The following is a 23,495-nucleotide window of genomic DNA, read 5'->3' as shown; positions in this document are numbered from 1 at the left end:
GCTCGTCTCGAATCCGCTCTGCAGATTTTCAACGTGCCGCGAACTATTTGCGAAGACAGCTATCAGATTTGTCAGATCACGTTTGAGATCGCGCGATCCAACTTGGCGACCAACTCATCGATCTGCTTGCCTTCTATAATGAATGGAGGCGCCAGAAGGATGTGATCCCCATGTTGTCCATCGCGTGTTCCAGACATCGGATAACAAATCAATCCTTCCGCAAACGCCGCCTTCTTGATCTTGCCCGCAACTCCAAACGCTGGATCAAATGGTGTCTTGGTCTCGCGATTTGCCACAAGTTCGATCCCCCGGAACAAACCGCGCCCGCGGATATCGCCGACATGGGGGTGCTGACCAAACGCAGTGGTCAGGGCTGACTGCAGTTTCTCGCCCATCAGCGCCGCCCTCAATGGCAGATCGTTCTGCGTAAGTTCCGTCACGACCGCCAATGCGGCAGCTGTTGCAACCGGATGACCAATATAGGTGTGACCGTGCTGGAAGAATCCCGATCCGTTTTGGATTGCGTCATAAATCCGACCCGAACACAGCATTGCCCCAATTGGCTGATATCCGGCCCCCAACCCCTTGGCTATACACAATATATCCGGTGCCACGCCATCATGATCACAAGCAAACAGATGGCCGGTACGCCCCATGCCACACATCACTTCATCAAGGATCAGCAGAACACCATATTGATCACAAATCTCACGAATACGTTTGAAATATCCTTCAACCGCAGGAACAGCCCCTAAAGTCGCGCCGACCACGGGTTCTGCCATGAAGGCCATCACCGTATCAGGCCCCAGACGCAATATTTCGGCCTCCAATTCATTAGCCACACGCTGCCCGTAGTCGTAGCTGCTCTCGCCCTCAGGCTTTTCAGCGTATTCATAACAGGGTGCGATATGGGTCATCTCGATCAGCATCGGCGCAAACTGAGCCCGTCGCCATTCGTTGCCCCCCGCCGACAGTGCCCCCAGTGTATTACCGTGATAGCTTTGCCGACGTGCAATGACATGACGGCGCTGAGGCTGACCTGATTCCAGATAGTACTGCCGGGCCAACTTGATCGCAGCCTCGGTCGCCTCGGACCCGCCCGACACGAAATACACGCGGTCCAAATCACCCGGAGCATGTTCAATCAACAAATCAGCAAGCGCCTCAGCAGGTTCCGAGGTCATGAAGCCGGTATGGGCAAACGCGATCTGCTCTACCTGCTGCTGCACCGCTTTGACCACAGTATCATTGGAATGACCAAGACACGAAACCGCTGCGTCCCCACAATCCAGATAGCGGCGACCGGTTGAATCAATCAGATAACAACCCTCACCACCTGCAGCAACCGGCAATTCAGACTTAGTGTGGCGTGGAAAAACGTGACTCATTTCGGAGTCCTTTTCAAAAGAACAATCAAAGCTGCAACGGATGCGGCGTTATCGGCCCAGGCCTGACCATCAAAGCCCGTAATACTGTTTTCAAACCCCACGCGCACATCACCACCAAGCTGTACAGCTTTTTGCAGGCACGCATGCTCTTGCCCGCCAAAGGCGCAGACCATCCATGGGCCTGTCGTAGCCGGGAATGCATCCAGATCTTCCGATGTCGATTCCTGCGTTGTCGAATAGCGGCCAAGTACAAGCAAACGTTCGACCTGATGGGGTTTGACAACTCCATCCTTCTGCCAGCGGACCAACAACTCAACGTCGGTAGCGTCATAGAGAATGTGTTGAACGCGCGTCCCCTGTTCAGCGCACAGCGCATAAACACTTGGCGCAAGCTCCGGCGACCTTGAAATCTCGCGTACCGAAATCGAAGCCCAATCCGGCTGGACGTTCTTCAAGCAATCGAACTGGGTCTGAACGTCAAAAATTCCGGCAGCCTCTGTGGTAATCTGGATGTCCATCTGCGGTACAGCGTGGTGCAATTCCGCAAGCGTCTCTCGATACAAACCTGCATCCAGAGAATGCTGACCGGCCTGATCACGGACATGCAGATGCAATCCATTGGCACCTGCCAGGCTGCAGGCTTTCGCCGTTTCGACGATTTCTTCCATTGTGACAGGCAAAGCAGGATGATCCCGGTGCCCTCTGCGCGCTCCATTTGGCGCGACCAATATGTAAGGCAGGGCTTCGCTTGCCGACATCCCCAAACTACCTTCTGACATTTCCAAACGGTTTAATCTGATCCCGAAATATATGCAGCCCTAGTGTTTTCAATTTGCTTTCTCCATAACATTTGTTTTTCTATAACAATGCAAAACAAACCAGCCCAACTGACCGAGCAGCTACGCGCTGATATCGAAACCCTGCCTCAACAGATGCAGGCCGCAGCAAAATACATCATCGACCATCCCGGGGATTTTGGGCTCGACCCGATTCGCGTTACGGCTGAGAAAATCGGTGTAAGCTCAAATGTCCTCGTGCGTCTGGCGTACCGTCTGGGCTTCGACAGTTTCGAGGCTTTTCGAAAACCATTTCGGCAGACCCTTGTCACCGATCGCGAGGATCGGTTGGGCCAAGATTGGTTGGGCCGCATGCGGTCAGGTGATGACTTTAGCGCGGCTCAAGCAGGATTCGCACAAAATGAGCTGAATGTCGTAACCCGCTCCCTGCGTCTGGCTGATCCCGCGTTGGTAAAGCAGGTCACGGACCACATGTTGTCAGCAAAACGCTGCTATATCACAGCAACCCGAGCCAGCTATGCTTTGGCCTATTATTTTCACTATGCCGGTCGGATGGCACACCCCGGATTTCAATTGGTCCCCCGGCACATGGGGTCAGCCGTCGATGATCTGCTCGAGGCCGATGCAGCGGACTGCTTGTTCGCCATTACCGTTCATCCCTATTCCTCGGACACTATCCAATCCATGCGTTTTGCGCGTAAACGCGGGATGCGGATCGTCTTATTGTCGGATAGCGAGGTCATTGCACCTGGTGTTGACCCGGATGTCGTGCTGCCGGTCAGCACCCGCACTCAACATCACTTTTCCAGCTTCTCCGGGGCCATGGCCGTGCTTGAATGCCTGATCGGTCACCTTTTTGCTGCAGGTGGGTCGGCAGCACGCGATCGCGTCGAACGGTATCAGACGGCCCGAGAGGACACTGGCGCATATTGGCTACCGGCCAAGCCGCCTCGGGTCAGAAAAAAGTAAAGCCCCGGCTTTCACCGGGGCTTATCGATTTGGCTGCGAACCTGCTTAGCTGCAGGCTTCGACGGCCCGTTTTGTCATTACGCTGACCAGATGCGCCCGGTATTCTTTGCTGCCATGCAAATCTCCGATCATGTTCATCGGATTGATGTGCAGATCCATCAAAGCATCGGTACGGAACTCTTTGTTCAAGGCCTCCTCGGCCTCGGACCAACGGAACACTCCATCTTCGCTTGCACCGGTTACCGCAACCCGAACGCCGTCGGCAAACCGGGCGAGATATACCCCGACCAACGCAAACCGAGACGCGGGTTGCAAAAACTTCTGATAGCTCGCCGCCTGAGGCACAGGGAAACGCACCGATGTGATAATCTCACCCTCCTCCAGAGCCGTCGTGAACATGCCCTGAAAGAAGTCATCCGCCGCAATCTGGCGCGTATTAGTGACAACGGTCGCCCCTGAACCCAGCACTCCCGCCGGATAACAGGCTGCCGGATCATTGTTGGCGACAGAACCACCAATGGTGCCGCGATTACGCACCGCCGGATCTCCGATCTGACCGGCCAAGGCCGCCAGCGCCGGATAGCTGCTCGCTGCGTCCGCTGCTACATTTGCATGGGTCGTGGCGCCACCAATGGCAACTGAACCATCATCCTCGACACAGACGCCCTTCATCTCGGCAATCCCGCTGACCGAAACCAGCGTAGATGGCGCCGCCAATCGTTGCTTCAACGTGGGGATCAGGGTCTGACCACCCCCCAACGCCTGCGCATCCTCACCCGCCAACGCGGCAACCGCGTCAGCAATGGTCGAGGGCTTCTCAAACTCGAAATTGTACATTTCGTTTTTCCTTTCCGAAAGGCGCGGATCCGCCCTTCATCTGGCTATAAATATCTCGGGAAGCGCGAGGGGCTGGCCCCTCGCACCCCAACCTCTCAACCATGCATTGCCGTCCAAACACGCGACGGGCTCATCGGCATGTCAATGTGATCAACAGCCTTTCCACCCGAATTCAGCGCATCCAAAACCGCGTTGACAACGGCAGGTGGCGAACCGATCGCTCCGGCCTCGCCACAGCCCTTCACACCCAACGGGTTGTGCGTACACGGCGTCTGGCTCGAATGGTCGACCTCATAGAATGGCAGATCATCCGCGCGAGGCATCGCGTAGTCCATGAAGGACGCGCTCAGCAGTTGGCCGTTCTCGTCATATGCGCAGTTCTCCAGCAGCGCCTGACCGATGCCCTGACCAATACCACCATGTACCTGACCATCCACGATCATCGGGTTCACGATGTTGCCAAAGTCATCTGCTGCGGTGAACTTCTCGATGCTGACCTGACCGGTCTCGGGGTCCACCTCGACCTCGCAGGCATAGGCGCCGGCCGGGAAGGTAAAGTTGGCCGGGTCATAAAACGCGGTCTCCTCCAGCCCCGGCTCAACCTCCAGCGGGAAATTGTGCGGCACATAAGCCGTCAGTGTCACATCACCCCAGGCCACCGACTTGTCAGTGCCCGCGACGCTGAACTGTCCGTCTTTCAGCTCGATATCGGCCTCGGAGGCTTCCAGAAGGTGGGCCGCGATCTTCTTGGCCTTGTCGATTACCTTTTCAGTCGCCTTGACCATGGCCGAACCACAAACCGCCAGCGAGCGTGAGCCATATGTGCCCATCCCGAACGGGATCTTCGAGGTATCGCCATGCACAATCTCGACCATCGCCTCATCGATACCGATCATGTCGGCCACAACCTGCGGGAAGGCCGTCTCATGCCCCTGCCCGTGGCTGTGCGCGCCCACCATGACGCTGATCGAACCGGTGGCGTTTACGCGCACCGTGGCAGCATCATATAGACCCGCCCGGGCCCCCAACATGCCAACGATGTTTGATGGCGCGATACCGCAGGCCTCGATATAACAATTGACACCTAAACCGCGAAGCTTGCCATTGGCCTCGCTCTGCGCCCGCCGAGCGGCAAAGCCAGATAGATCGGCCGCGGCCTCAAGCTTGTCCATCGTCCCGTTATAATCCCCGGTGTCATAGGTCAGCGCGACCGGCGTGTCATACGGGAATTGGGTAATGAAGTTCTGACGACGCAGCGCAATCGGATCAACGCCCAACTCTCGCGCGGCCTTGTCGATGACCCGCTCCAACTGGAATGTCGCCTCAGGCCGGCCCGCGCCGCGATAGGCATCCACCGGCACCGTGTTGGTGAACATCGCCCGCACATTCACCTGAATGACTGGCGTCTTGTAGTTCCCCGCCATCAGCGTGCCGTGCAACCAGGTCGGAACCGAGCTGGAGAAGGTCGATAGATAAGCACCCAGATTGGCATGAGTGTTGGTGCGCAAACCGGTGAAGTTGTTCTCCGCATCCAGCGCCAACTCGATCGTCGTTACATGGTCGCGACCATGGGCATCCGACATGAACGCCTCGGACCGGCTGGACGTCCACTTGACGGGACGATTGCAGACCTTGGCAGCGAAGGTGCAGAATGCCTCCTCCGCATAGTGGAAAATCTTGGTTCCAAAGCCGCCGCCCACATCCGGGGCGACCACACGCACCTTGTGCTCGGGCAGGCCCAGAACAAACGCGCACATCAACAAACGGATCACGTGCGGGTTCTGCGACGTGGTGTAGAGCGTGTACTCATCCGTGCCTCGGCTGTACTCGGCCACGGCCACGCGCGGCTCCATCGGGTTGGCAACCAGTCGGTTGTTGACCAGATCCAGCGTGGTGACGTGGGCCGCATCGGCAAAGACCGCGTTGACCTTGTCATTGTCTTCTTCGCCCAAGTGCCAGTCATAGCAGATGTTATTCTTCAGATCGTCGTGGACAAGCGTCGCGCCATCCTGCGCCGCAGCCTTCATATCCAGAACCGCGGGCAGTTCCTCGATCTCCACCTCGATCGCCTCAGCTGCATCGCGGGCTTGCTCTAGGCTGTCGGCCACAACGGCGGCAATCGGATCGCCTACATGGCGGACCTTACCCTGTGCCAGGATGGGGTGCGGGGGTTCCTGCATCGGGGCGCCGTGCCGGTCGGTGACTTCCCAGCCGCAGGGCATTCCGCCCACGCCTTCAAAATCCTTGCCAGTGAAAACCTTCACCACACCGGGCATGCCCTCGGCAGCAGATGTGTCGATATTGGTGATCCGGCCATGTGCGATGTCGGACCGTAGAAAATGCACATAGGCCTGGCCATGCACGTTGATGTCGTCGGTGTAATTGCCTGCTCCGGTCAGAAAGCGTACGTCTTCACGCCGCTTGGAACTGGCTCCGATGCCACTGTCTTTGGGCATTGCTTGTTCTCCTCCCTGGAAAAGAATTTTCGTCGAAAATTCTTACCCGCCTTACTCGGCGGCGATGCTGGAAACGTCCTGGCCCGAAGCGGCCATGATCGCCTTGACGATGTTGTGATAGCCTGTGCACCGGCACAGATTACCCTCAAGGTACTTCCGGATTTCCCCTTCGGTCGGGCGCGGATTATCCTTGAGCAGTGCCGCAGCGCTCATCACCATGCCAGGAGTACAAAACCCGCATTGCAGCCCATGATGATCCTGAAAGGCCTGCTGAATGACGTTCAGCGAACCATCTTCTGCAGCCTGCCCTTCGATCGTACCCACATCGGCACCATCCGCTTCCAGGGCCAGCATATTGCAGGATTTGACCGCCTCACCATTAACATGCACGACGCACGCACCACATTGTGCTGTGTCACAACCGACATGTGTTCCGGTCAGCGACAGATGATCACGCAAAAAGCTGGACAGCAGCGTCCGGCCTTCAACGTCACCACTAACGGCTTTCCCGTTCACGGTCATTGAGACCTGTGTCATGAGATCCTCCCAATTTATTGTTTTTCCTTAGCCCCGAGTTAAACACGGGAAATTTTGTTTGAGAACAAAAATATTTGCCCGATTTTTCCGCAACTTCTTTGCTCATCTCACTAATCATGAGGCGTATGATCGAAACGGCAAAAATGCCGTTACGTCACTTTTGTTTGGCAGCGCGAGGTTGCGGCCGTGTGGGGATTTCCTTCAGTAGCCCTCCGACACCCATCGCTGCGATGTCAGCACCCGTCGTCTCGATCCCGCAAGCGACTCGAGACAGCACCCAATCCGCCCCGTTCAGTGCAGGCGAACGGGCGCATCCAGGCAGACCGATGATTGGGCGATCACCCAAAGACCCCAGAAACAACAGGTTTCCCGGATCAACCGGCATGCCAAATCGGTCGACTGCGCCTCCGGCTTCTCGAACAGAGGCCGGTGCCACATCATTTTCATCCGACGTGGCTGATCCGGTCAGAATCATGACGATCTCGCCGCGAACGGACTTTAGCGAGGCTGCTAAATCACCCTGTCGATGCGGAACAACTTTAACGTCGCACAGGTCCATCCCCAATGCCTCAACCCGGCCACGAATGGCGGCAATACCTTTTTCGTTCGAAGGCCCGCCTGCAATATCGGTGATGACGAGCCCGGCGTTCTTGTATTTCGGCACCGAAAGTCGAATGGAGTTCTGCGCCTGTTCGGCCGCACGGCGAACGTCGGTTTGCTGCACCGCATAAGAGATGACTTTGATCGTCGCGACCATGCTGCCTGCCGTCATCTGTTGGTACTGCGGTACGGTTGCGACCGTGATCATCGGATTGACCCGATTGAAGTTTTGCAGTGCATCAGTGTCCAAGATTGCCACGCCCGGACCATCGGCCAGCAAGTTGACCCGCCCTGTGAAGGCGTCGGTCACGCGCAGGTTGGCCTTTGCAGGGTCCGACACTAGGGCTGCAGACAGCATTGCCGCCGCCTCATTCTCATGACAATCGCCGAGCTCAAGCTTGGCGACCGTTACCTCAGTCAGACCGGCCTGCTTTAATTCGTCGATATGCTGGGGCGTCAGCGTGATACCTTTGCGCAGCCTCCGGTCACCTGCCTTGACGGAATGAGCCAGAATCGCGCCGCTGGCGTCGGCAACCGCTACCGGACCAAACTTCACGCCTTGCCCCGCAGAACTGCTGTCATTTCTGCAAGGATGGCCACCGCGATCTCGGAAGGGCTGGCCGCACCGATATCCAGCCCGATCGGTCCGTGAATCCGTGAAATCTGCTCGTCTGTAAACCCGGATCGTTTCATCCGATCGATACGCTTGGCGTGGGTGCGCTTGGACCCAAGTCCTCCGATGTAAAACACATCGGCTGACAATGCGGCCTGAAGCGCTGGGTCGTCTAGCTTGGGATCGTGGGTCAGCAGAACAAGCGCCGTTCTTGTGTCCAGTCCCAGTTTCGACACCGCCTCATCCGGCCAGTCTGTCAGGATGGTCTCTCCGGGAAATCGGGCGTCCGAGGCAAAAGCTTCGCGTGGATCAACAATCGCTGGATCGTAGCCAGCGAGGCGTGCCATCGGCACAAGTGCTTGGGCAATATGCACAGCTCCTACCACGATCAATCGCAAAGGAGGATTGTGAACCGCAACAAAGGTTTGACCGTCTTCTTCGAACCCAGACCTATCCATGCGCAATCGTTCGGTATAGGCGTTTCGACGCAATGCTCGGTGGCCGGTTTCAGTGTTTACCTCATACGCCAAAGGTTCACGCCGCGCCCGTGCGGCGACCAGTTCAGCCAACATCGGTTCGGGCAGGACTTTTCCAACCGGTTCGACGAGAACCCTGATCGTCCCACCGCAGGCCAATCCGACGGCAAATGCGTCATCATCGCTGACCCCAAATTCCAGCAGCCGGGCCTCACCTTCTTCGATGGCCTCCAACGCCTCGACAATCACTGCGCCCTCTACGCAGCCGCCTGAAACCGAACCTTCGATCCGACCGTCGCCTGCAATAACGAGCTGCGCACCGACACGGCGTGGTGCGCTGCCCCAGGTCTCGACTACAGTCGCCAGAGCCGCACCCTTACCGGCGCGATACCATTCCAATGCGGTTTCCGGGCTGCTATCGAATCGTTCCATTGAGACCTCCGACCGTGCTCGGCTTCAACATAGTCAGCTTTACAACAATGAAAAGCGGTCCGAGGTTTAAGTTTCCGGCGCTAACAGGCCGGTTTTGAACTCATATTCATAAAAGATTGATTGTCATCTGACTGCACTCTAGCTTGGACGCAGTTTCGGGTACTTCCCGAAATCACCCCTGCATATTTCAAAGCGGAGACGAACAGTTGAAACGTATTCTTACACTGGGAACGGCGCTTGGCATGATGGCTGCCAGCGCCGGATGGGCTGATACATTTTTGAAGTACGGTGAGGTCGAAGGCTGGAAAGTCTTCATCGATCAAGACAAGAAATCCTGCCTGATCGAAGCGGTCGATGACTCGGAAAATGTCGTGCAGATGGGGCTGACCGAAGATCGCGGTGTCGGCTATGTGGGCGTTTTCACCAAAGCCAAAACCAATATCAAGAAGGGCGAGAAAGAAGCCGTCGCCATCCTCATCGGAGACAACATTTATGTTGGTGAGGCCACTGGCATGAAAGGGAATATCACCAAGGGCTATTCAGGCGGGTATGTTCTGTCAGACGATCCTCAGTTCGCAGATGACCTTGCCAAAAAGAAGGTGATGGTCGTGTTCCCGGAAAAAGAGTTCGCCTTCACAGTTGATCTGACCGGCACTTACAAAGCCATGGAAATGGCGCGAAAGTGCAATGAAGAACAACTGTCTTAATATCTAGTCAGAAAGCGCGGCCATCAGCCGCGCTTTCTGACCCTGATCGTCAGGCTGAGATATCACGGTGGCCAGATCTTCCAGCGACGCAATCGAATGCCCGGCGCGGAAGCTGTCGACATGTGGAAGCATTGTCGCAACGCCCTTAGCCTTTGGCGCGAACCCATCCCAGCGCAGCAATGGGTTCAGCCAGATCAAGCGTCGCGACGACAGGTGCAAACGCTCGATTTCCTTTTCCAGCATCTCGGGATCGCCCCGTTCCAAACCGTCGGTGATCAACAACACGACCGCCCCCTGCCCCATGACGCGCCGCGACCAGTCGCGGTTGAACTGATGCAGGCATTCTCCGATCCGTGTGCCGCCTTCCCAGTCCTGTGCCTCGGCCCCGGCAGCGGCCAGAGCTGCATCGACATCACGTTGATGCAGATGGCGGGTGATGTTGGTCAGGCGTGTGCCAAATGTGAATGCGTGCACTTTGGCCCAACCTGCGCCTTTGGCATTCGAAACCGCGTGAAGAAAGTGCAGAATGATCCGACTGTACTGGCTCATCGATCCGGAAATGTCGCAGAGCGCTACCAAATTCGGCCAGCGAGGTTTTGGTTGCAGGCGCGCGATATCGCGTAGCTCGCCACCCTGCCGCATGGCTGACCTCAGGGTGCGTGCGCGATCGATGCGGTGACCGAGATGACTGGCCTGACCACGCCGAGACTCGATGGGTTTGACCGGTAGGTTCAGGCGCGACAGCATGCGTTTGGCCTGGGCGATCTCGGATGTGCTCATCTGTTCGAAATCGAGGTTGCGCAAGCGTTCTTCGGAGGACGCGGTTTGGGTCGCGTCGATCTCGATCTCACTTCCTTCTTCCTGCTCCGTCGTTTCCGGCAAGTCGCGTTCGACGCCATCCAATAACGCCTCAGCCGCGCGCTTTTCAGCCGCATCCGCTTTGCGCTCCTCCTGCACACCGCGAATGGCGGGCAGCATCATGGACATCATATGTTCGAGATAGCGCGGATCGCGCCAATACAGGCGAAAGACCTGCGCAAAAACCGTGCGGTGTTCAGGCCGGCTCACGAAACACGCATGTAGCGTCCAGTAGAAATCTTTTTTCTCGGTGAAACCCGCAGCCTGCACTGCACGGATCGCATCAACCACTCTTCCGGTTCCAATCGGCAGCCCGGCCTTACGCAATGCGCGCGCAAAATGGGTGATGTTCTGGGCCAGCTTGGGGTTGTCCGGGATATCGAGTGGGAGTTGTTCGGCCATCACACCCCCGAAATATTTGCAAGCGGATGAAGCATCAGGCCGGTTCGAGGTCGGCCTTGGCCTGATCGAGAATGCGCTTGGCCTCGGACCCTTGCAGCTTTTGGATGTCGTCCTGGTATTTCAGGATCGCACCCAACGTATCGCCAATCACCTCGGGGCTGAGGTTGATGACGTCCAGCGCCAGCAGACATTTAGCCCAATCGATGGTCTCGGCCACCCCCGGTTTCTTGAACAAATCTTCAGTACGTAGGCGCTGAACAAAGGCGACAACCTCGCGGCTCAGCGCCTCAGCCGCTTCAGGCGCTCGGGCGTGCAGGATTTCGATCTCTCGATCAAAGTCCGGATAATCCACCCAGTGATAGAGGCAACGGCGTTTCAGCGCGTCGTGCACCTCTCGCGTGCGGTTCGAGGTGACGATCACGATCGGCGGTTCAGGCGCTTTGACAGTACCTAACTCAGGGATCGTTACCTGAAAGTCACTAAGCGCCTCCAGCAAGAAAGCCTCAAATGGTTCGTCGGTCCGGTCCAATTCGTCAATCAGCAACACCGGCGCCCCGTTTTCATCCGGTCGCATGGCCTGTAGCAACGGGCGTTCGATCAGATAGTCGTCCGAAAACAACTCGGTCTGTAGCGCGCCCCGATCCGCAGCGCCCGACGCTTCGGCGGTACGGATCGCCACCATCTGAGCAGGGAAATTCCATTCATACACAGCGGAGGAGGCATCAAGGCCCTCGTAACACTGCAACCGGATCAAGCGACGCCCCAATCCCGCGGCCAACGCTTTGGCAATTTCGGTTTTGCCGACGCCCGCCTCACCTTCCAGAAACAGAGGCCGGCCAAGTTTCAGCGAAAGAAACACAACCGTCGCCAAAGCCCGGCCACAGACATAACCCTCAGAGCCCAAAAGGTCCTGTACGGCATCGATGGAATTCGGCTGTGTCATGAGATCCCCTTTTTTCTCGGCCCCAACAGGTCACGACCACAACCAGAGGTCAAGACCACCATCCGTCAGAGACTTACGACGATCTGCCTCACCGGCAAGGGCAACAGGGTCTTTCACCACCCAAGCGGCTGTGCTAGCCGGGGGCCATGACCCATTCCCTGACGATCCGCCGCCCCGATGACTGGCATCTGCATCTGCGCGATGGCGCAATGCTGCAAGCCGTCCTGCCTGAAACCGCGCGCCATTTTGCCCGTGCCATCATCATGCCAAATCTGGTTCCGCCCGTTGTGAAGGGTGACGATGCAGCAGCTTATCGGGATCGCATCCTGGCAGCGCTGCCTGAGGATATGGCGTTTGAGCCGCTGATGACGCTCTACCTGACCGAAGACACGGACCCGGCAGATGTGGCCGCCGCGCATACCAGCGGATTGGTCAAGGCGGTCAAGCTTTACCCGGCTGGGGCAACAACCAACTCGTCTTCTGGCGTTCGCGATTTCGACAAGGTGCGCCCGGTGCTGGAGAAGATGGCCGAGATCGGTCTACCGCTGTGTGTTCACGGCGAAGTCACGGAAGCAGAGATCGATATCTTCGATCGCGAGGCCGTATTCATCGACCGCGTTCTTGATCCGATTCGCAAAACAACACCCGGGCTGCGGGTGGTGATGGAGCACATCACGACGTCAAACGGCGTGGATTACGTCAAGGCGAACGAGAAAGATCTGGGTGCGACGATTACGACGCACCACCTGATCATCAATCGCAACCATATCTTGGTTGGTGGCATCAAGCCGCACTATTACTGCCTGCCAGTCGCCAAACGCGAAGAGCATCGGCTGGCGCTGTTGACCGCCGCAACCTCGGGTGATGCGCGTTTCTTCCTTGGCACTGACAGCGCGCCGCACACGGATGCGAACAAGGAAATGGCCTGTGGCTGTGCTGGTTGTTTCACTGCGACAAATACGATGTCACTGCTGGCTGAAATGTTCGAGCGCGCTGATGCGTTGTACAAACTGGAAGCGTTTACCTCCCTTAACGGCCCGGCCTTTTATCGCCTGCCGGTGAACGAAGAGACCATCACGCTGACAAAGGGCGATGAGGTTGTCTATCCCGCCAAAATCGAATGCGCGGACGGTCCTGTCACAGTTTTCGATCCCGGCTTCCCACTGCACTGGCGAGTCGCCTAATCATTTAGTCTATCTGCCAAATCCGCTGCGCGCCCACCGGTGCGCAGCATCGACCAGATCGCATCTGCTTCATCCCCACCGATCAGTTTTGATGCTTTGTCCCTAACCCGATCTTCGCGGTCCGAAAGTGACATAGGGGCGAGCAGATCATGTTTGGCCTCGCGGCGGGCGCCATCGCGGCGCAAGAGGGACAGATGAGCTTGGGTCTCGGACAAGCTTTCATCTGCCTCTACCGTAATCCGATCCCGCAGGGATTGAAGCCTCGGATCCGCACAAATCTTGGCAGTATAGCTGCCCGGTAGTGCTGTATCGTACCCCATCGATTGCATTGCGATCACTGTGCGATAAGAAAACTTCGCACCCAATCCGCTAGTCGGCTGCAGTTGATTGCAAACGCTCATCCAGCGGGGGTGCGCTTTAACCCTAATCTCGGCCACCTCTGGTTCGGCAATGTCAAGATCGCGCGCGGCCTCAAGCGCCGCGTGCAGGCCATGGCAGCAGGCGTGGAACTTGTGGCTTACGTTTTCGAACAACCATTCATCACCCAACCCATCGAGCGCTGCATTGATATCGTCTGCCCCCAGATGTGTCGCCCCAAACCCAAACGGACCTTCCAACGCGTCAGAACCGGGTTGAAATCCATTGCGGATCAACTGAGCCGCCTCAACGCCATTCGAGGCCGCAAGCCCGGCATTATAGGGTTTGCCCATGGTTCCGAACTGTGACTTCTGTCCGGATGCTCTTGTTGCGGTCAGCCCCAACAGATCACGCATCTGCTTGGCATCGAAGGACATAATGCGCCCCGCAGCTACGGCAGCCCCAAACGCGCCCGCCGTGGCGGTCTGGTGAAAGCCTGCCTGATAGTGACCGCGGCCCAACCACAGTCCAACGCGGATCGACAATTCCATCCCAACAAGCGCTGCTTCGAGCAAATCGACGAGCGGTCGATCCTCCCACGCCGCAAGCGCAAGGGCTGCCGGAAATACAGCAACCGATGGATGACCGATATGGGCAAAATGGGTGTCATCGTAATCAAGCGCGTGGGAAACGGTACCATTCACCAGCGCCGCAGCGCGTAAAGGGGCTTCACCACCCCCGAATAGGCGTGCTTGTGCTGAACCGCTTTCGGAAAAAACCATCTGGCGGACGATGCGGGAAACAGGCTCTTCCGCACCCGCCCGCCCCACGGCGAGCCAATCCAACGCGGAAAGCGAAGTCACGATTCGAGCCTGTGAAGTGGTCGACACAGGACCAGCGGCGAATTCGGCAAGGGCGGATGTGAGATCGGTCATGGCGCGCAGTCTAGCGCGCGCGTCACGCGCGTAAAGCCTTAGCCGTAGAGGACGGCAGCACGTTGTTCGAATGCGCGCACGATACGGTGCATGGCCTCGTTGAACACGACACCAATGATCCCTTGCAGGACCGCATTTTTGAACTCGAAGTCAACGTGAAACGAGACGTTGCAGCCGTCATCCGTATCTTCGAACTCCCAATCGGAACGCATGTATTTGAACGGACCGTCCAGATACTCAGTATCGATCCGTTTATGAGCATCAAACAACGTAACCCGGCTGCCAAAGCGTTCGCGGAACACCTTGAATGAAATAACAAGATCCGCTTCCATCACCTTGCCTTCGCCCGCGGTATAGGTCCGACGGATACGGGCCGCGGCGCACCAGGGCAAAAACTCAGGGTATTTTGCAACATCCGCGACCAGATCATACATCTGCTGAGCGGTGTAAGGCAGCGGGCGGGTCTCGGAGTGGGTTGGCATGATATCCGGGATTAACTGGTGACAATGGCGCGTGATTTCGTATGTTGCGCGCCAAAGATCAAGGGGGCAGCGATGAGCCAACGCGCATATGTGATAGATGAGATGATCTCGGCCAAGGCAATTGCCGCCCGGATCGAAGAGCTTTGCCGCGAAATCACGGCTGAGTTCGGCGGCACCGATAAACTGGTCGTTGTCGGCCTGCTGCGGGGTAGTTTCGTCTTTATCGCTGACCTGGTGCGTGAGCTAGACCTGCCCATCGAGGTCGATTTTCTTGAGGCATCGTCCTACGGAGATTCGATGGAAAGCAGCCGGGAAGTTCGCATTCTCAAAGACTTACGCGGCGCAATTGAAGGGCGTGATGTGCTGGTGGTCGAGGATATCGTGGACACCGGCCATACCCTGAACCACGTCTCCAAGCTGCTCCGCACCCGTAAACCACACCGGTTGAAATCCATCGCCCTTCTGGACAAACCCAGCCGGCGCGAGGTCGATTTCCGCTCGGATTGGATCGGGTTCGAAATCCCTGATGAATTTGTCGTGGGCTATGGGATCGACTATGCGCAACGAAATCGCAATTTGCCGTTTATTGGCAAGGTTCGATTTGTCGAAGATCAGGATTGATGAATTTGCGCCACTTCCTTCGCATGTCGCAATGGGGGCGAAATCCGCCCTCGGAAGGGCGGGTGAAACTGGTGTTCGGCGCAATCCTTGTCTGTCTTTTGGTTGCCGGCGTTGAATATATGGGCTGGTGGCCCGAATGGGCAGAAAGCCAGCCCAGAAAGCTCAAGCCTTGAGCGTTTGTTCGATCGCTGCAAGAAATATGTCGGTCCCGATCGGGATCAGAGCATCCGGGAAATCATAGTCGGGGTTGTGCAGTTGCGGATGATCCCGGCCTGCTCCAAGCCAGAACATCGCAGTTTTCGCGCCTTTGCCGAACTGCCCGAAATCTTCCGAGAACCGCTGTGGCGTCGGCACCAGTTTGCAGGGTATATCGCGTGTTTGGCAAGCCTCTGACAGAATTTGCACGGCTTCATCCGTATTTACACAAGCCTCAAACACATCGTCATAGCTGATTTCGACACCCAGCCCATGCGCTTGAGCGCTTGTGCTCACAAGCCGCTCCGCCTCGCGGATCAAACCGGTCATTCGCGTATCTGATACCGTCCGCAGAGTAACCCAAAGCTCGGCCATGCCAGGTGCGACCCCGAACGTGGTCTCACCCAGTCGCGCATGGGTTACAGTGGTCAGAGCGTAATCTGCATCCAGCACCCCTCCGTGTCCCAATGCGGCTAATGCAGGTATAAGCTCAGCCAAGGCTCCAGCCGGTGAAAGCCCGTCTTGCGGTGCGGCTGCATGCGAAGTTTTGCCTGTCAGCACGATCCGCATCCCGCGGGAGGCGCAATTGGCTGGACCGGAGCACAGCTCGACCGCCCCCAATTCCAAACCCGGAAGATTGTGCAGAGAATATACGTAATCCGGTGCAATATTGGCGAACTTGGGGTCGGCGCGAAAGGCTATAGCACCCTGCCCAGTTTCCTCAGCAGGTTGAAAAATCAGAACGACACACCCTTTTGCTGGGCGCTTATCACCAAGAACGAAGGCCACACCCAAAACCATTGCCATGTGACCATCATGCCCACACAGATGCCCCTTGCCCGGATGTTGCGACGCGTATCGCGCGCTAGATATTTCCTGGATCGGCAAACCATCCAATTCGCATCGGATACCTATCGTTGGCCCCGGCTGGCCGCTTTCATAGACTGCCGCAACGCCATGACCACCGATTCCGGTCAAAACCGCATCGGGGCCGCAAGCCAGCAGAAGATTGGAAATACTTGCGGCGGTTCCGCGCTCCTCGCCCGAAATCTCCGGGACCTGATGCAGCTCATGGCGTTTTTCAGTGAGCCAGGATTGAAGCTCGGGTTTCACACCTGATTCAACTTCTTTTGCCGGGCCTCACGCAAGCGAGCAAAATCATCACCCGCATGGTATGACGACCGGGTCAATGGGGTTGCCGAAACCATCAGGAAGCCCTTGCCAAAAGCAGCCTTTTCATAGGCCGCGAATTCTTCGGGTGTGACAAAACGATCAATGCCATGGTGCTTGGGCGTTGGCTGCAGATACTGGCCAATTGTCAGAAAATCGATATCTGCTGCGCGCATGTCATCCATGACCTGACGGACCTGTTGCTCGTCCTCACCCAGCCCGACCATGATGCCGGATTTGGTGAAAATCGACGGATCCATCTCTTTCACCCGCTGCAGCAAGCGCAATGAATGGAAATAACGCGCACCGGGACGAACTTCAGGGTATAGCCCTGGTACTGTTTCGAGGTTGTGGTTGAACACATCCGGCTTGGCTTCGACGACGACCTCTAGAACCGAAGGATCACATTTCAGGAAATCCGGCGTTAGAATCTCGATCGTTGTCTTGGGTGACCGGTGTCGCACCGCGCGGATGGTCTGAGCAAAGTGATCTGCGCCGCCATCCAGCAGGTCATCCCGGTCAACCGACGTGATAACAACATGATTCAAGCCCAGCTTTTGCACCGCGTGCGCCACGCGCCCTGGCTCGAACGCATCCAGCGTATCCGGCTTACCCGTCGCAATATTGCAGAAGGTACAACCACGCGTACAAATCTCACCCATGATCATCATGGTGGCGTGGCCCTGGCTCCAGCATTCGCCCACGTTCGGGCATCCGGCCTCTTCGCAGACGGTGACCAGATTGTTGTCACGCATGATCTTGTGCGTTTCAGCATACCCTTTGCCACCTGGCGCTTTGACACGAATCCACGCAGGTTTGCGCGGCGCTGCATTATCTGGCCGATGCGCTTTTTCGGGGTGTCTTTGTTCGGGTATTTTCAGATCACGCACGGCTGGATTTCCTGACTTCGGGTCAATTTGCTTGGTGCTTAACATAAACTGACTTTGTTGGTTACACCAGCGGCGCATAGCCGCTATGCAGACCGCATTCGCGACTGCAGCAAAAGTCTCAAATCAGCTACATATTATTACCTGTTTTCAGTCAAATGGCCTGCGAATAAGATATATCGCAAGTGCAGCATATCTAATGTTGAAGCCGCTCTGGAATCGTTCTAACCCTCACGTTAATCACATGTGAATCACAGGAGTTTGATGATGAAAACCGGTGCAAAACTGCCTGACGTAACTTTCCACACCCGCGTCCGCGACGAGGCAATCGAAGGCCCCAATCCCTTCCGCTGGGAAGACAAGACAACCGCAGATTATTTTGCAGGCAAGCGCGTCATCCTGTTCTCGCTGCCGGGTGCGTTCACCCCGACCTGCTCGACCTATCAGTTGCCCGGTTTTGAAAAAGGTCATGCTGATTTCGCAGCCAAAGGCGTCGACGCAATCTACTGCATGTCCGTCAACGACAGCTTTGTCATGAACAAATGGGCTGCGGATCAGGGTCTGGAAAATGTCAAAGTCATTCCTGACGGATCCGGAGAATTCACCCGCAAGATGGGTATGTTGGTCGATAAGGACAATCTGGGCTTTGGTATGCGCTCGTGGCGCTATGCGGCCATCGTCAATGACGGTGTGGTTGAGGCATGGTTTGAAGAGCCCGGCCTGATGGATAACTGCCCCGAAGACCCTTATGACGTGTCGTCGCCAGAGAATCTGATGAAACATCTGGACGAGGCACGCGAACCAGCGCTGGCATAATCCGATCAGTTAAACCGCTAACAGGCTCGCCATATCGGCGAGCCTTTTTTGTCAGGTACGGGTTCCCGAGACCACGTCTTCCCCAACCTCACGGATCACCTGTGCCAACCGATTGAACCACTCCTCCGCACCAGTAGACACGCGACGCACCAAACCGATGGTTCTGGCTGGTTGCGGGGCGCCAAACCGAAGCAACCGCAGGCCAGGCACTGCATCTGTCTCGGCCTGTGCTGCGAGTTCTGGCATCAAGGTCATACCGAAGCCTTCCGCGACCAACCGAGACAATGTCGCAAGCGATGACGCACCCATATTTATCTGACCGCTGGTGCGATCCTGCCCGCAAACTTCAAGCGCCTGATCAGTCAAGCAATGCCCGTCTTCAAGCAGCATCAACTGAGCCGTCTTAAGGTCCACCGGCCGCAACGCGTCGGGGCTGATTGTCAACCGGTCCAGCCGGGCTTGACTTCCTGCAAGCAAAAAGCGGTCTTCGAATAATGGTTCTTCGTGGAAGGCTTCGCTGCCCAGCGGAAGCGCCAGAATAGCCGCATCAATTTCACCTGAGCGCAGCATTGAAAGAAGTCGCTCAGTCCGGGCCTCGCGTATTTGCACTTTTAACGAGACATCTGACGCGCGCAACCCAGCCAGCACCCCCGGCAGAAGGTACGGGGCAACGGTCGGAATTATTCCAATCGATAGGGAACGATGCCCACCAGAATGATCACGCGCGAATTGATCCAAACGCGTTGCCGCATTCAGTACATCCTGTGTGTATTCCAGAACATCTCGCCCAAGTGGGGTCAGCAAAATATCCCGCGCCTGCCGTTCAAACAGTGGCCCGCCCATCGCGTCTTCCAGCGCCTTGATCTGAACTGACAGCGCAGGCTGCGATACATTGCAGACCTGCGCACCACGACCAAAGTTTCGTTGTTCCGCGACAGCCCGGAAATACTGCAATTGTCGAATGGTAAAATTCATAGTCACTGACTATCATTTGCAGCCCGTTACTCAAGACCAGCCTAATAGGTCATCAGCCGATCATGCGGTCTTGCTCGGCCTGATCCTGATAGTGTCGCTTTAGCCGCTGCAAAGCGATACGCAGAACGATCTTGCCCGATCGCGCCGACCAGCCCATGCGCTTTTCCGCCAACTCCAACCCTTCAAGGTAGCAGCAACAACGCAAGGCAACGTCGCTCAAACCCGGCCCTAAATCTGAAAGCGCCTTTGTCACACGGTCCTTGGCACTGGAATGGCCTTGCCCAATATGGGCATCTGAAACGAAATCTCCACGCCCTCCACAGGTCAGAAAGCGATCCCAGTTCTGCGTGATCTGAGGGCCTATCTGTGCAAGTTCAAAATCCTCACGCAAACGCTCACCCGCGCCGATCAATGTCTCATCAAGGAACGGTTTACCGCTCTTGTCCCGTCGCCGCGCCAATGCGATCAGGGGGCTTTCGACCGTGTTATAACGAACCTTGGGTTGATTTGAGGTACATGTACCCGAGTTTGCGGGCGTGAATGAAGTCTGAGATTCGGCCATGCCAAATTCATTCTGAGTGCGCGCCCGGTTTTCCACTTCGGCAATCAAGTGACTCAATGCCGAGCGTCCTGCACTTGAAATACGATATCGTGAAATCCGACCGGGATTATCGCACGATATCCAGTCATTTAACGCCAGCGCCTGCGCTGTTCGGCAATCCACAACTGCTGTTTTGGTTGTCCCACCTTCACCGTTGTCCCGAACCACTACGGCCTTATCCAGGTCTTCGGCCACTGCAAGCACAGCACCGGATTCACACAAACGTCTCAGAACACGCAACGCCTCTCGTTCAAACTCTGCGTTTTGAGTTTCTGGTCGGTTCTCTCCAGATATTACGACTGCAAACGCAGGTTTTTTGAATTCCGTGGGTGAAAAATGCGATTGGGCCAGTGATTGTAGCGCGGCGTCCACCAGAGGATCATCGCGACGCATCTCGACCCTGCGGATCTGTCGCAATATGGTCGAGGCATGGCATCCAGCCGACCGCGCGATATCCCGTATCGACCGCCCAGATTCTGTATGGTCAAGATATCGTTGTGCTCCTTCGGGAACCCATGCCGGAACGGTGAAAGCCGCGCTGTTTTCCATATTTCTTCGCCCTTGTCGACAAAACAAACTGACAGTTTTAGCCGTCGGATTCTTAGTTAACCAAATATAACTAGAGGTGCTTTCGTTACTCGTTCGTTAATCACAGACGGCTCAGAGCAGAATTGATTCAAAAAGATAAACAGTGGTGAAACCATAGTTCGGGGCGAACCACAACAAAGCAACACCCGCTCAGGTTGTGTCACATTTCAGACAGCGAAACTGAACGAAAAGGATGCTGCCGTGCAGGACCTGATGACCTTGATTACTTCACTCCGCCGCCCGCGACTGCTGGCCCGTGCTACCAAAATCGGGGCGCAGGACTATAATCGCGATCGTCATCTGCAACGTCTTCTGGGTTACGGATCGATTCCGGGAACAGGCGCTGCGTTGATGTGCCTGCTAGAGCTGGAACGCGAAGTGAATGCACAGCGGATAGAAGAAGACGCGGCCTATTCTTTGGTGCGTCATCTGGATTTGCTGATCGCATTGAATGGCGAGGCGCAACTGTATCAAACCAGTCGCGCCGCGCAATTTCAGTGATTAGGTGAAGGCATCCGGCATGGATGCTTTCTTTTCGGCAACGTATGCGTCCAGTGCCGCATTAATCTCAGGATCAAGTTGTGGCTGCTGATAATTGGCCAAAAGATGTTCAACCCGTGCCGATGCCAGCGTCCGTGTGTCACGCGCGCCTTCTTCTTCCCAGGTTTCGAACGGCTTGTAGTCCAGCAAATCGGTTTTCCAAAACGCTTCCTTGAAGTTTGCCTGCGTATGGGCGCACCCAAGGTAGTGCCCGCCCGGACCAACTTCGCGGATCGCATCCATGGCCTGAGCATTTTCGTCATATGCGACGCCTTTGGCCAGACCGTGGAGAACACCCAACTGATCGGCATCCATGACGAACTTCTCGAAGTCGGCAACCAGACCGCCCTCAAGCCAGCCACATGAGTGCAACATGAAGTTCACGCCTGACATTAGACCCATATTCAGTGAATTTGCGGTCTCGTATGCCGCCTGCGCATCGGGCAGCTTCGAGCCGCAGAAAGAACCTGCAGACCGGAACGGCAGCCCCAAGCGACGCGCTAGCTGACCCGCACCATAGGTCACGTGAGATGCTTCAGGAGTACCAAAAGTCGGCGCGCCCGAGTTCATGTCGATCGATGAAACAAAAGCCCCAAAAATCGCCGGAGCCCCCGGACGGATGATTTGGCTATATGCGACCCCGGCCATAACTTCTGCAAGTACCTGCGTCAGCGTACCAGCGACCGATACCGGTGCCATTGCGCCACCGACGATGAAGGGCGAGATAATGCAGGCTTGGTTGTTAGCAGCGTAAATCTCAAGCGAACCCATCATCACATCGTCAAATGTCATCGGCGAATTGATGTTGGTTAGCGAGGTCATAACCGTGTTGTTCTGCACGAACTCTTTGCCGAACAGAATTTCGCACATTTCGACCGAATCCTGCGCTCGCGAAGGATCGGTGACCGAGCCCATGAACGGTTTGTCCGACAAGGTCATGTGGGCCATCAACATGTCCAGGTGACGCTTGTTCACCGGAATATCCGTCGGCTCACACACGGTGCCGCCCGAGTGGTGCAGCCATTTGGACATATAGGCCAATTTCACGAACTTGTTAAAATCGTCCATGGTCGCATAGCGACGGCCGCCTTGCGCATCACGCACGAACGGAGGGCCATATACCGGGGCCAGAACAAGATTCCGACCGCCAATGACGACTGATTTCTCAGGGTTGCGCGCATGTTGAGTAAATTCGCTGGGTGCGGATTTGATCAATTCACGCGCCAGTCCGCGCGGCAGACGCACGCGTTCACCATCGACATCGGCACCAGCCTCGCGCCAACGTACCAATGCCGCCGGATTGTCAACAAAATTGACACCGATCTCGGCCAACACAGTTTCCGCGTTGGTTTCGATGATCTCAAGCGCTTCTTCATTGAGGACTTCGAAATTGGGAATGTTACGTTCGATATATTTTGCGGTTTCGATCTTTACCGCCGTGCGCTCGGCCCGGCGGGCGGCGCCACCGCCACCTCGTGCTCTGCGCCGGGTGCTTGCCTCTGTCATGAGAAAATCCCGTTTATTGGTTGGTTCGACAAGTGTGTTACATCAACGAACCACGATGCCAGAGGTAGTTTACGGCGCAATAGAGGTAAAAGCGACATGAACTGGCAGCATCGCTATTTCAGACACATTTGCACGTCACGTCACGCTCTTCCGCATCATGACCGAGTTCCCGGTCACCTCGACTTCTTGCCAGCCAAGATGTGTATACATGGCGCGGGTTGCTCCCATAAGTCGATGCGTTCTTAGGCAAAGCATAGACAACCCCGCCGTCAGCGCATCGGCTTCAGCAGCAGCAAGCAATTTTCTTGCGAGTCCCCGCCCCTGAGCTTGCGGCACAACGGCAAGATTGAAGACCATCATCACGCCAGACTTCAGACCATAAATAATGACACCCAAAAGTTGCCCACCTTCTTCTGCGACAAGGACATTTCGGTTCGCAATATCGCCCTCGATTCCGCTTGCCACATCCGGGATATCGGCAATTTTTCTGATCGCATCGGCGTAGGCGCTTGTAATACAAGTTTCTATCGCATTTACGTCGCCTGGTTCCGCAGTTCTGAGAATTAGGTCAGTCATCTGAGTGCCTCCGCCACCAATTGACGTCATTGCGCTTGCACAAGCAA

24 protein-coding genes are annotated in these 23,495 nt (G+C 56.2%); 7 read left to right on the top strand and 17 right to left on the bottom strand.

Going from position 1 to position 23,495, the window contains the following annotated elements; all coding sequences use genetic code 11:
- Positions 1–71: 71 nt before the first annotated feature.
- Both ACR0JR_RS01635 and ACR0JR_RS01630 read right to left on the bottom strand, forming a co-directional pair.
- Entirely contained in the window at positions 72–1,388 is a 1,317-nt protein-coding gene (locus ACR0JR_RS01635) for an aspartate aminotransferase family protein (RefSeq protein ID WP_480454790.1), read from the bottom strand.
- Positions 1,385–2,167 (bottom strand): beta-keto acid cleavage family enzyme, encoded by a 783-nt coding sequence (locus tag ACR0JR_RS01630; RefSeq protein WP_480454788.1) that lies wholly within the window; start codon positions 2,165–2,167, stop codon positions 1,385–1,387. The genes ACR0JR_RS01635 and ACR0JR_RS01630 overlap by 4 nt, the downstream gene beginning before the upstream one ends.
- An 87-nt stretch (positions 2,168–2,254) precedes the next feature.
- Here ACR0JR_RS01630 and ACR0JR_RS01625 point away from each other — a divergent pair, with 87 nt between their 5' ends.
- Positions 2,255–3,154 carry a MurR/RpiR family transcriptional regulator gene (locus tag ACR0JR_RS01625; RefSeq protein WP_480454787.1) on the top strand — a complete coding sequence of 300 codons (900 nt, stop codon included), beginning with the start codon at positions 2,255–2,257 and terminating at the stop codon, positions 3,152–3,154.
- A 45-nt stretch (positions 3,155–3,199) separates the two neighbouring features.
- On the opposite strand, the gene ACR0JR_RS01620 is transcribed toward ACR0JR_RS01625, so the two are convergent.
- The 5 genes from ACR0JR_RS01620 to ACR0JR_RS01600 all read right to left on the bottom strand — a co-directional run bounded on the left by ACR0JR_RS01620 (position 3,200) and on the right by ACR0JR_RS01600 (position 9,105).
- Positions 3,200–3,991 (bottom strand): FAD binding domain-containing protein, encoded by a 792-nt coding sequence (locus tag ACR0JR_RS01620; protein WP_260025900.1) that lies wholly within the window; start codon positions 3,989–3,991, stop codon positions 3,200–3,202.
- Between the two features lie 95 nt (positions 3,992–4,086).
- On the bottom strand, positions 4,087–6,447 hold the full coding sequence (locus ACR0JR_RS01615; protein WP_480454786.1) for a xanthine dehydrogenase family protein molybdopterin-binding subunit: 2,361 nt from the start codon (positions 6,445–6,447) through the stop codon (positions 4,087–4,089).
- Between the two features lie 51 nt (positions 6,448–6,498).
- A complete protein-coding gene (locus tag ACR0JR_RS01610; RefSeq protein ID WP_010439719.1) occupies positions 6,499–6,984 on the bottom strand; it encodes a (2Fe-2S)-binding protein in 486 nt (161 codons plus the stop codon).
- A gap of 154 nt (positions 6,985–7,138) precedes the next feature.
- Complete coding sequence (locus ACR0JR_RS01605) at positions 7,139–8,140, bottom strand: molybdopterin-binding protein (RefSeq protein ID WP_480454785.1); 1,002 nt, start codon at positions 8,138–8,140, stop codon at positions 7,139–7,141.
- On the bottom strand, positions 8,137–9,105 hold the full coding sequence (locus ACR0JR_RS01600) for an XdhC family protein (RefSeq protein ID WP_480454784.1): 969 nt from the start codon (positions 9,103–9,105) through the stop codon (positions 8,137–8,139). The genes ACR0JR_RS01605 and ACR0JR_RS01600 overlap by 4 nt, the downstream gene beginning before the upstream one ends.
- 206 nt (positions 9,106–9,311) lie before the next feature.
- Here ACR0JR_RS01600 and ACR0JR_RS01595 point away from each other — a divergent pair, with 206 nt between their 5' ends.
- Positions 9,312–9,812, top strand: coding sequence for a hypothetical protein (locus ACR0JR_RS01595; RefSeq protein WP_010439711.1), 501 nt, complete (start codon positions 9,312–9,314; stop codon positions 9,810–9,812).
- Between the two features lie 3 nt (positions 9,813–9,815).
- On the opposite strand, the gene ACR0JR_RS01590 is transcribed toward ACR0JR_RS01595, so the two are convergent.
- Entirely contained in the window at positions 9,816–11,072 is a 1,257-nt protein-coding gene (locus ACR0JR_RS01590) for a vWA domain-containing protein (protein WP_480454783.1), read from the bottom strand.
- Between the two features lie 34 nt (positions 11,073–11,106).
- A complete protein-coding gene (locus ACR0JR_RS01585) occupies positions 11,107–12,015 on the bottom strand; it encodes an AAA family ATPase (protein WP_480454782.1) in 909 nt (302 codons plus the stop codon).
- Between the two features lie 146 nt (positions 12,016–12,161).
- On the opposite strand from ACR0JR_RS01585, the gene pyrC reads away from it, so the two are divergent.
- Entirely contained in the window at positions 12,162–13,199 is a 1,038-nt protein-coding gene (pyrC, locus tag ACR0JR_RS01580; protein ID WP_480454781.1) for a dihydroorotase, read from the top strand.
- Here the strand turns inward: pyrC and ACR0JR_RS01575 are convergent.
- Both ACR0JR_RS01575 and ACR0JR_RS01570 read right to left on the bottom strand, forming a co-directional pair.
- Entirely contained in the window at positions 13,196–14,491 is a 1,296-nt protein-coding gene (locus ACR0JR_RS01575) for an MmgE/PrpD family protein (protein WP_480454780.1), read from the bottom strand. The genes pyrC and ACR0JR_RS01575 overlap by 4 nt on opposite strands.
- Before the next feature lie 38 nt (positions 14,492–14,529).
- A complete protein-coding gene (locus ACR0JR_RS01570; protein WP_170539340.1) occupies positions 14,530–14,973 on the bottom strand; it encodes a type II toxin-antitoxin system RatA family toxin in 444 nt (147 codons plus the stop codon).
- Between the two features lie 72 nt (positions 14,974–15,045).
- Between ACR0JR_RS01570 and hpt the strand changes: the two genes are divergently transcribed.
- Both hpt and ACR0JR_RS01560 read left to right on the top strand, forming a co-directional pair.
- On the top strand, positions 15,046–15,594 hold the full coding sequence (hpt, locus tag ACR0JR_RS01565) for a hypoxanthine phosphoribosyltransferase (protein WP_010439696.1): 549 nt from the start codon (positions 15,046–15,048) through the stop codon (positions 15,592–15,594).
- Positions 15,594–15,767, top strand: coding sequence for a hypothetical protein (locus tag ACR0JR_RS01560; RefSeq protein ID WP_480454779.1), 174 nt, complete (start codon positions 15,594–15,596; stop codon positions 15,765–15,767). Before hpt ends, ACR0JR_RS01560 begins: the two co-directional genes overlap by 1 nt.
- On the opposite strand, the gene ACR0JR_RS01555 is transcribed toward ACR0JR_RS01560, so the two are convergent.
- Positions 15,757–16,902 carry an amidohydrolase gene (locus tag ACR0JR_RS01555; RefSeq protein ID WP_480454778.1) on the bottom strand — a complete coding sequence of 382 codons (1,146 nt, stop codon included), beginning with the start codon at positions 16,900–16,902 and terminating at the stop codon, positions 15,757–15,759. The two genes, ACR0JR_RS01560 and ACR0JR_RS01555, sit on opposite strands and share 11 nt — an antisense overlap.
- On the bottom strand, positions 16,899–17,849 hold the full coding sequence (gene lipA, locus ACR0JR_RS01550) for a lipoyl synthase (protein WP_170778830.1): 951 nt from the start codon (positions 17,847–17,849) through the stop codon (positions 16,899–16,901). Before lipA ends, ACR0JR_RS01555 begins: the two co-directional genes overlap by 4 nt.
- 264 nt (positions 17,850–18,113) lie before the next feature.
- On the opposite strand from lipA, the gene ACR0JR_RS01545 reads away from it, so the two are divergent.
- A complete protein-coding gene (locus tag ACR0JR_RS01545) occupies positions 18,114–18,662 on the top strand; it encodes a redoxin family protein (RefSeq protein ID WP_480454777.1) in 549 nt (182 codons plus the stop codon).
- Positions 18,663–18,713: 51 nt separating this feature from the next.
- Here ACR0JR_RS01545 and ACR0JR_RS01540 read toward each other — a convergent pair whose 3' ends face one another.
- Together ACR0JR_RS01540 and ACR0JR_RS01535 are read right to left on the bottom strand one after the other, a co-directional pair.
- Positions 18,714–19,637: a hydrogen peroxide-inducible genes activator gene (locus ACR0JR_RS01540; protein WP_480454776.1), complete on the bottom strand. Its 924-nt coding sequence runs from the start codon at positions 19,635–19,637 to the stop codon at positions 18,714–18,716.
- 52 nt (positions 19,638–19,689) lie between these two features.
- Complete coding sequence (locus tag ACR0JR_RS01535) at positions 19,690–20,787, bottom strand: DUF6456 domain-containing protein (protein ID WP_480454775.1); 1,098 nt, start codon at positions 20,785–20,787, stop codon at positions 19,690–19,692.
- Between the two features lie 252 nt (positions 20,788–21,039).
- Between ACR0JR_RS01535 and ACR0JR_RS01530 the strand changes: the two genes are divergently transcribed.
- On the top strand, positions 21,040–21,327 hold the full coding sequence (locus tag ACR0JR_RS01530; protein WP_480454774.1) for a DUF6477 family protein: 288 nt from the start codon (positions 21,040–21,042) through the stop codon (positions 21,325–21,327).
- Here ACR0JR_RS01530 and ACR0JR_RS01525 read toward each other — a convergent pair whose 3' ends face one another.
- Together ACR0JR_RS01525 and ACR0JR_RS01520 are read right to left on the bottom strand one after the other, a co-directional pair.
- Positions 21,328–22,872: a trimethylamine methyltransferase family protein gene (locus tag ACR0JR_RS01525; protein ID WP_480454773.1), complete on the bottom strand. Its 1,545-nt coding sequence runs from the start codon at positions 22,870–22,872 to the stop codon at positions 21,328–21,330.
- 135 nt (positions 22,873–23,007) lie between these two features.
- A complete protein-coding gene (locus ACR0JR_RS01520) occupies positions 23,008–23,448 on the bottom strand; it encodes a GNAT family N-acetyltransferase (RefSeq protein ID WP_480454772.1) in 441 nt (146 codons plus the stop codon).
- Positions 23,449–23,495 lie beyond the last annotated feature (47 nt).

The organism is Ruegeria sp. AA3 (genome assembly GCF_056542905.1).
This window is presented reverse-complemented; position numbering and strand designations above follow the sequence as displayed.

Bases quoted from the DNA above. Each gene is read 5' to 3' on its own strand.
- ACR0JR_RS01540 (WP_480454776.1), bottom strand. From the start codon at position 19,637: ATGAATTTTACCATTCGACAATTGCAGTATTTCCGGGCTGTCGCGGAA.
- ACR0JR_RS01545 (WP_480454777.1), top strand. From the start codon at position 18,114: ATGAAAACCGGTGCAAAACTGCCTGACGTAACTTTCCACACCCGCGTC.
- pyrC (WP_480454781.1), top strand. From the start codon at position 12,162: ATGACCCATTCCCTGACGATCCGCCGCCCCGATGACTGGCATCTGCAT.
- hpt (WP_010439696.1), top strand. From the start codon at position 15,046: ATGAGCCAACGCGCATATGTGATAGATGAGATGATCTCGGCCAAGGCA.
- ACR0JR_RS01520 (WP_480454772.1), bottom strand. From the start codon at position 23,448: ATGACTGACCTAATTCTCAGAACTGCGGAACCAGGCGACGTAAATGCG.
- ACR0JR_RS01600 (WP_480454784.1), bottom strand. From the start codon at position 9,105: ATGGAACGATTCGATAGCAGCCCGGAAACCGCATTGGAATGGTATCGC.
- ACR0JR_RS01590 (WP_480454783.1), bottom strand. From the start codon at position 11,072: ATGGCCGAACAACTCCCACTCGATATCCCGGACAACCCCAAGCTGGCC.
- ACR0JR_RS01610 (WP_010439719.1), bottom strand. From the start codon at position 6,984: ATGACACAGGTCTCAATGACCGTGAACGGGAAAGCCGTTAGTGGTGAC.
- ACR0JR_RS01630 (WP_480454788.1), bottom strand. From the start codon at position 2,167: ATGTCAGAAGGTAGTTTGGGGATGTCGGCAAGCGAAGCCCTGCCTTAC.
- ACR0JR_RS01535 (WP_480454775.1), bottom strand. From the start codon at position 20,787: ATGGAAAACAGCGCGGCTTTCACCGTTCCGGCATGGGTTCCCGAAGGA.
- ACR0JR_RS01575 (WP_480454780.1), bottom strand. From the start codon at position 14,491: ATGACCGATCTCACATCCGCCCTTGCCGAATTCGCCGCTGGTCCTGTG.
- ACR0JR_RS01625 (WP_480454787.1), top strand. From the start codon at position 2,255: ATGCAAAACAAACCAGCCCAACTGACCGAGCAGCTACGCGCTGATATC.
- ACR0JR_RS01560 (WP_480454779.1), top strand. From the start codon at position 15,594: ATGAATTTGCGCCACTTCCTTCGCATGTCGCAATGGGGGCGAAATCCG.
- ACR0JR_RS01635 (WP_480454790.1), bottom strand. From the start codon at position 1,388: ATGAGTCACGTTTTTCCACGCCACACTAAGTCTGAATTGCCGGTTGCT.
- ACR0JR_RS01620 (WP_260025900.1), bottom strand. From the start codon at position 3,991: ATGTACAATTTCGAGTTTGAGAAGCCCTCGACCATTGCTGACGCGGTT.
- ACR0JR_RS01570 (WP_170539340.1), bottom strand. From the start codon at position 14,973: ATGCCAACCCACTCCGAGACCCGCCCGCTGCCTTACACCGCTCAGCAG.
- ACR0JR_RS01530 (WP_480454774.1), top strand. From the start codon at position 21,040: ATGACCTTGATTACTTCACTCCGCCGCCCGCGACTGCTGGCCCGTGCT.
- ACR0JR_RS01525 (WP_480454773.1), bottom strand. From the start codon at position 22,872: ATGACAGAGGCAAGCACCCGGCGCAGAGCACGAGGTGGCGGTGGCGCC.
- ACR0JR_RS01615 (WP_480454786.1), bottom strand. From the start codon at position 6,447: ATGCCCAAAGACAGTGGCATCGGAGCCAGTTCCAAGCGGCGTGAAGAC.
- ACR0JR_RS01585 (WP_480454782.1), bottom strand. From the start codon at position 12,015: ATGACACAGCCGAATTCCATCGATGCCGTACAGGACCTTTTGGGCTCT.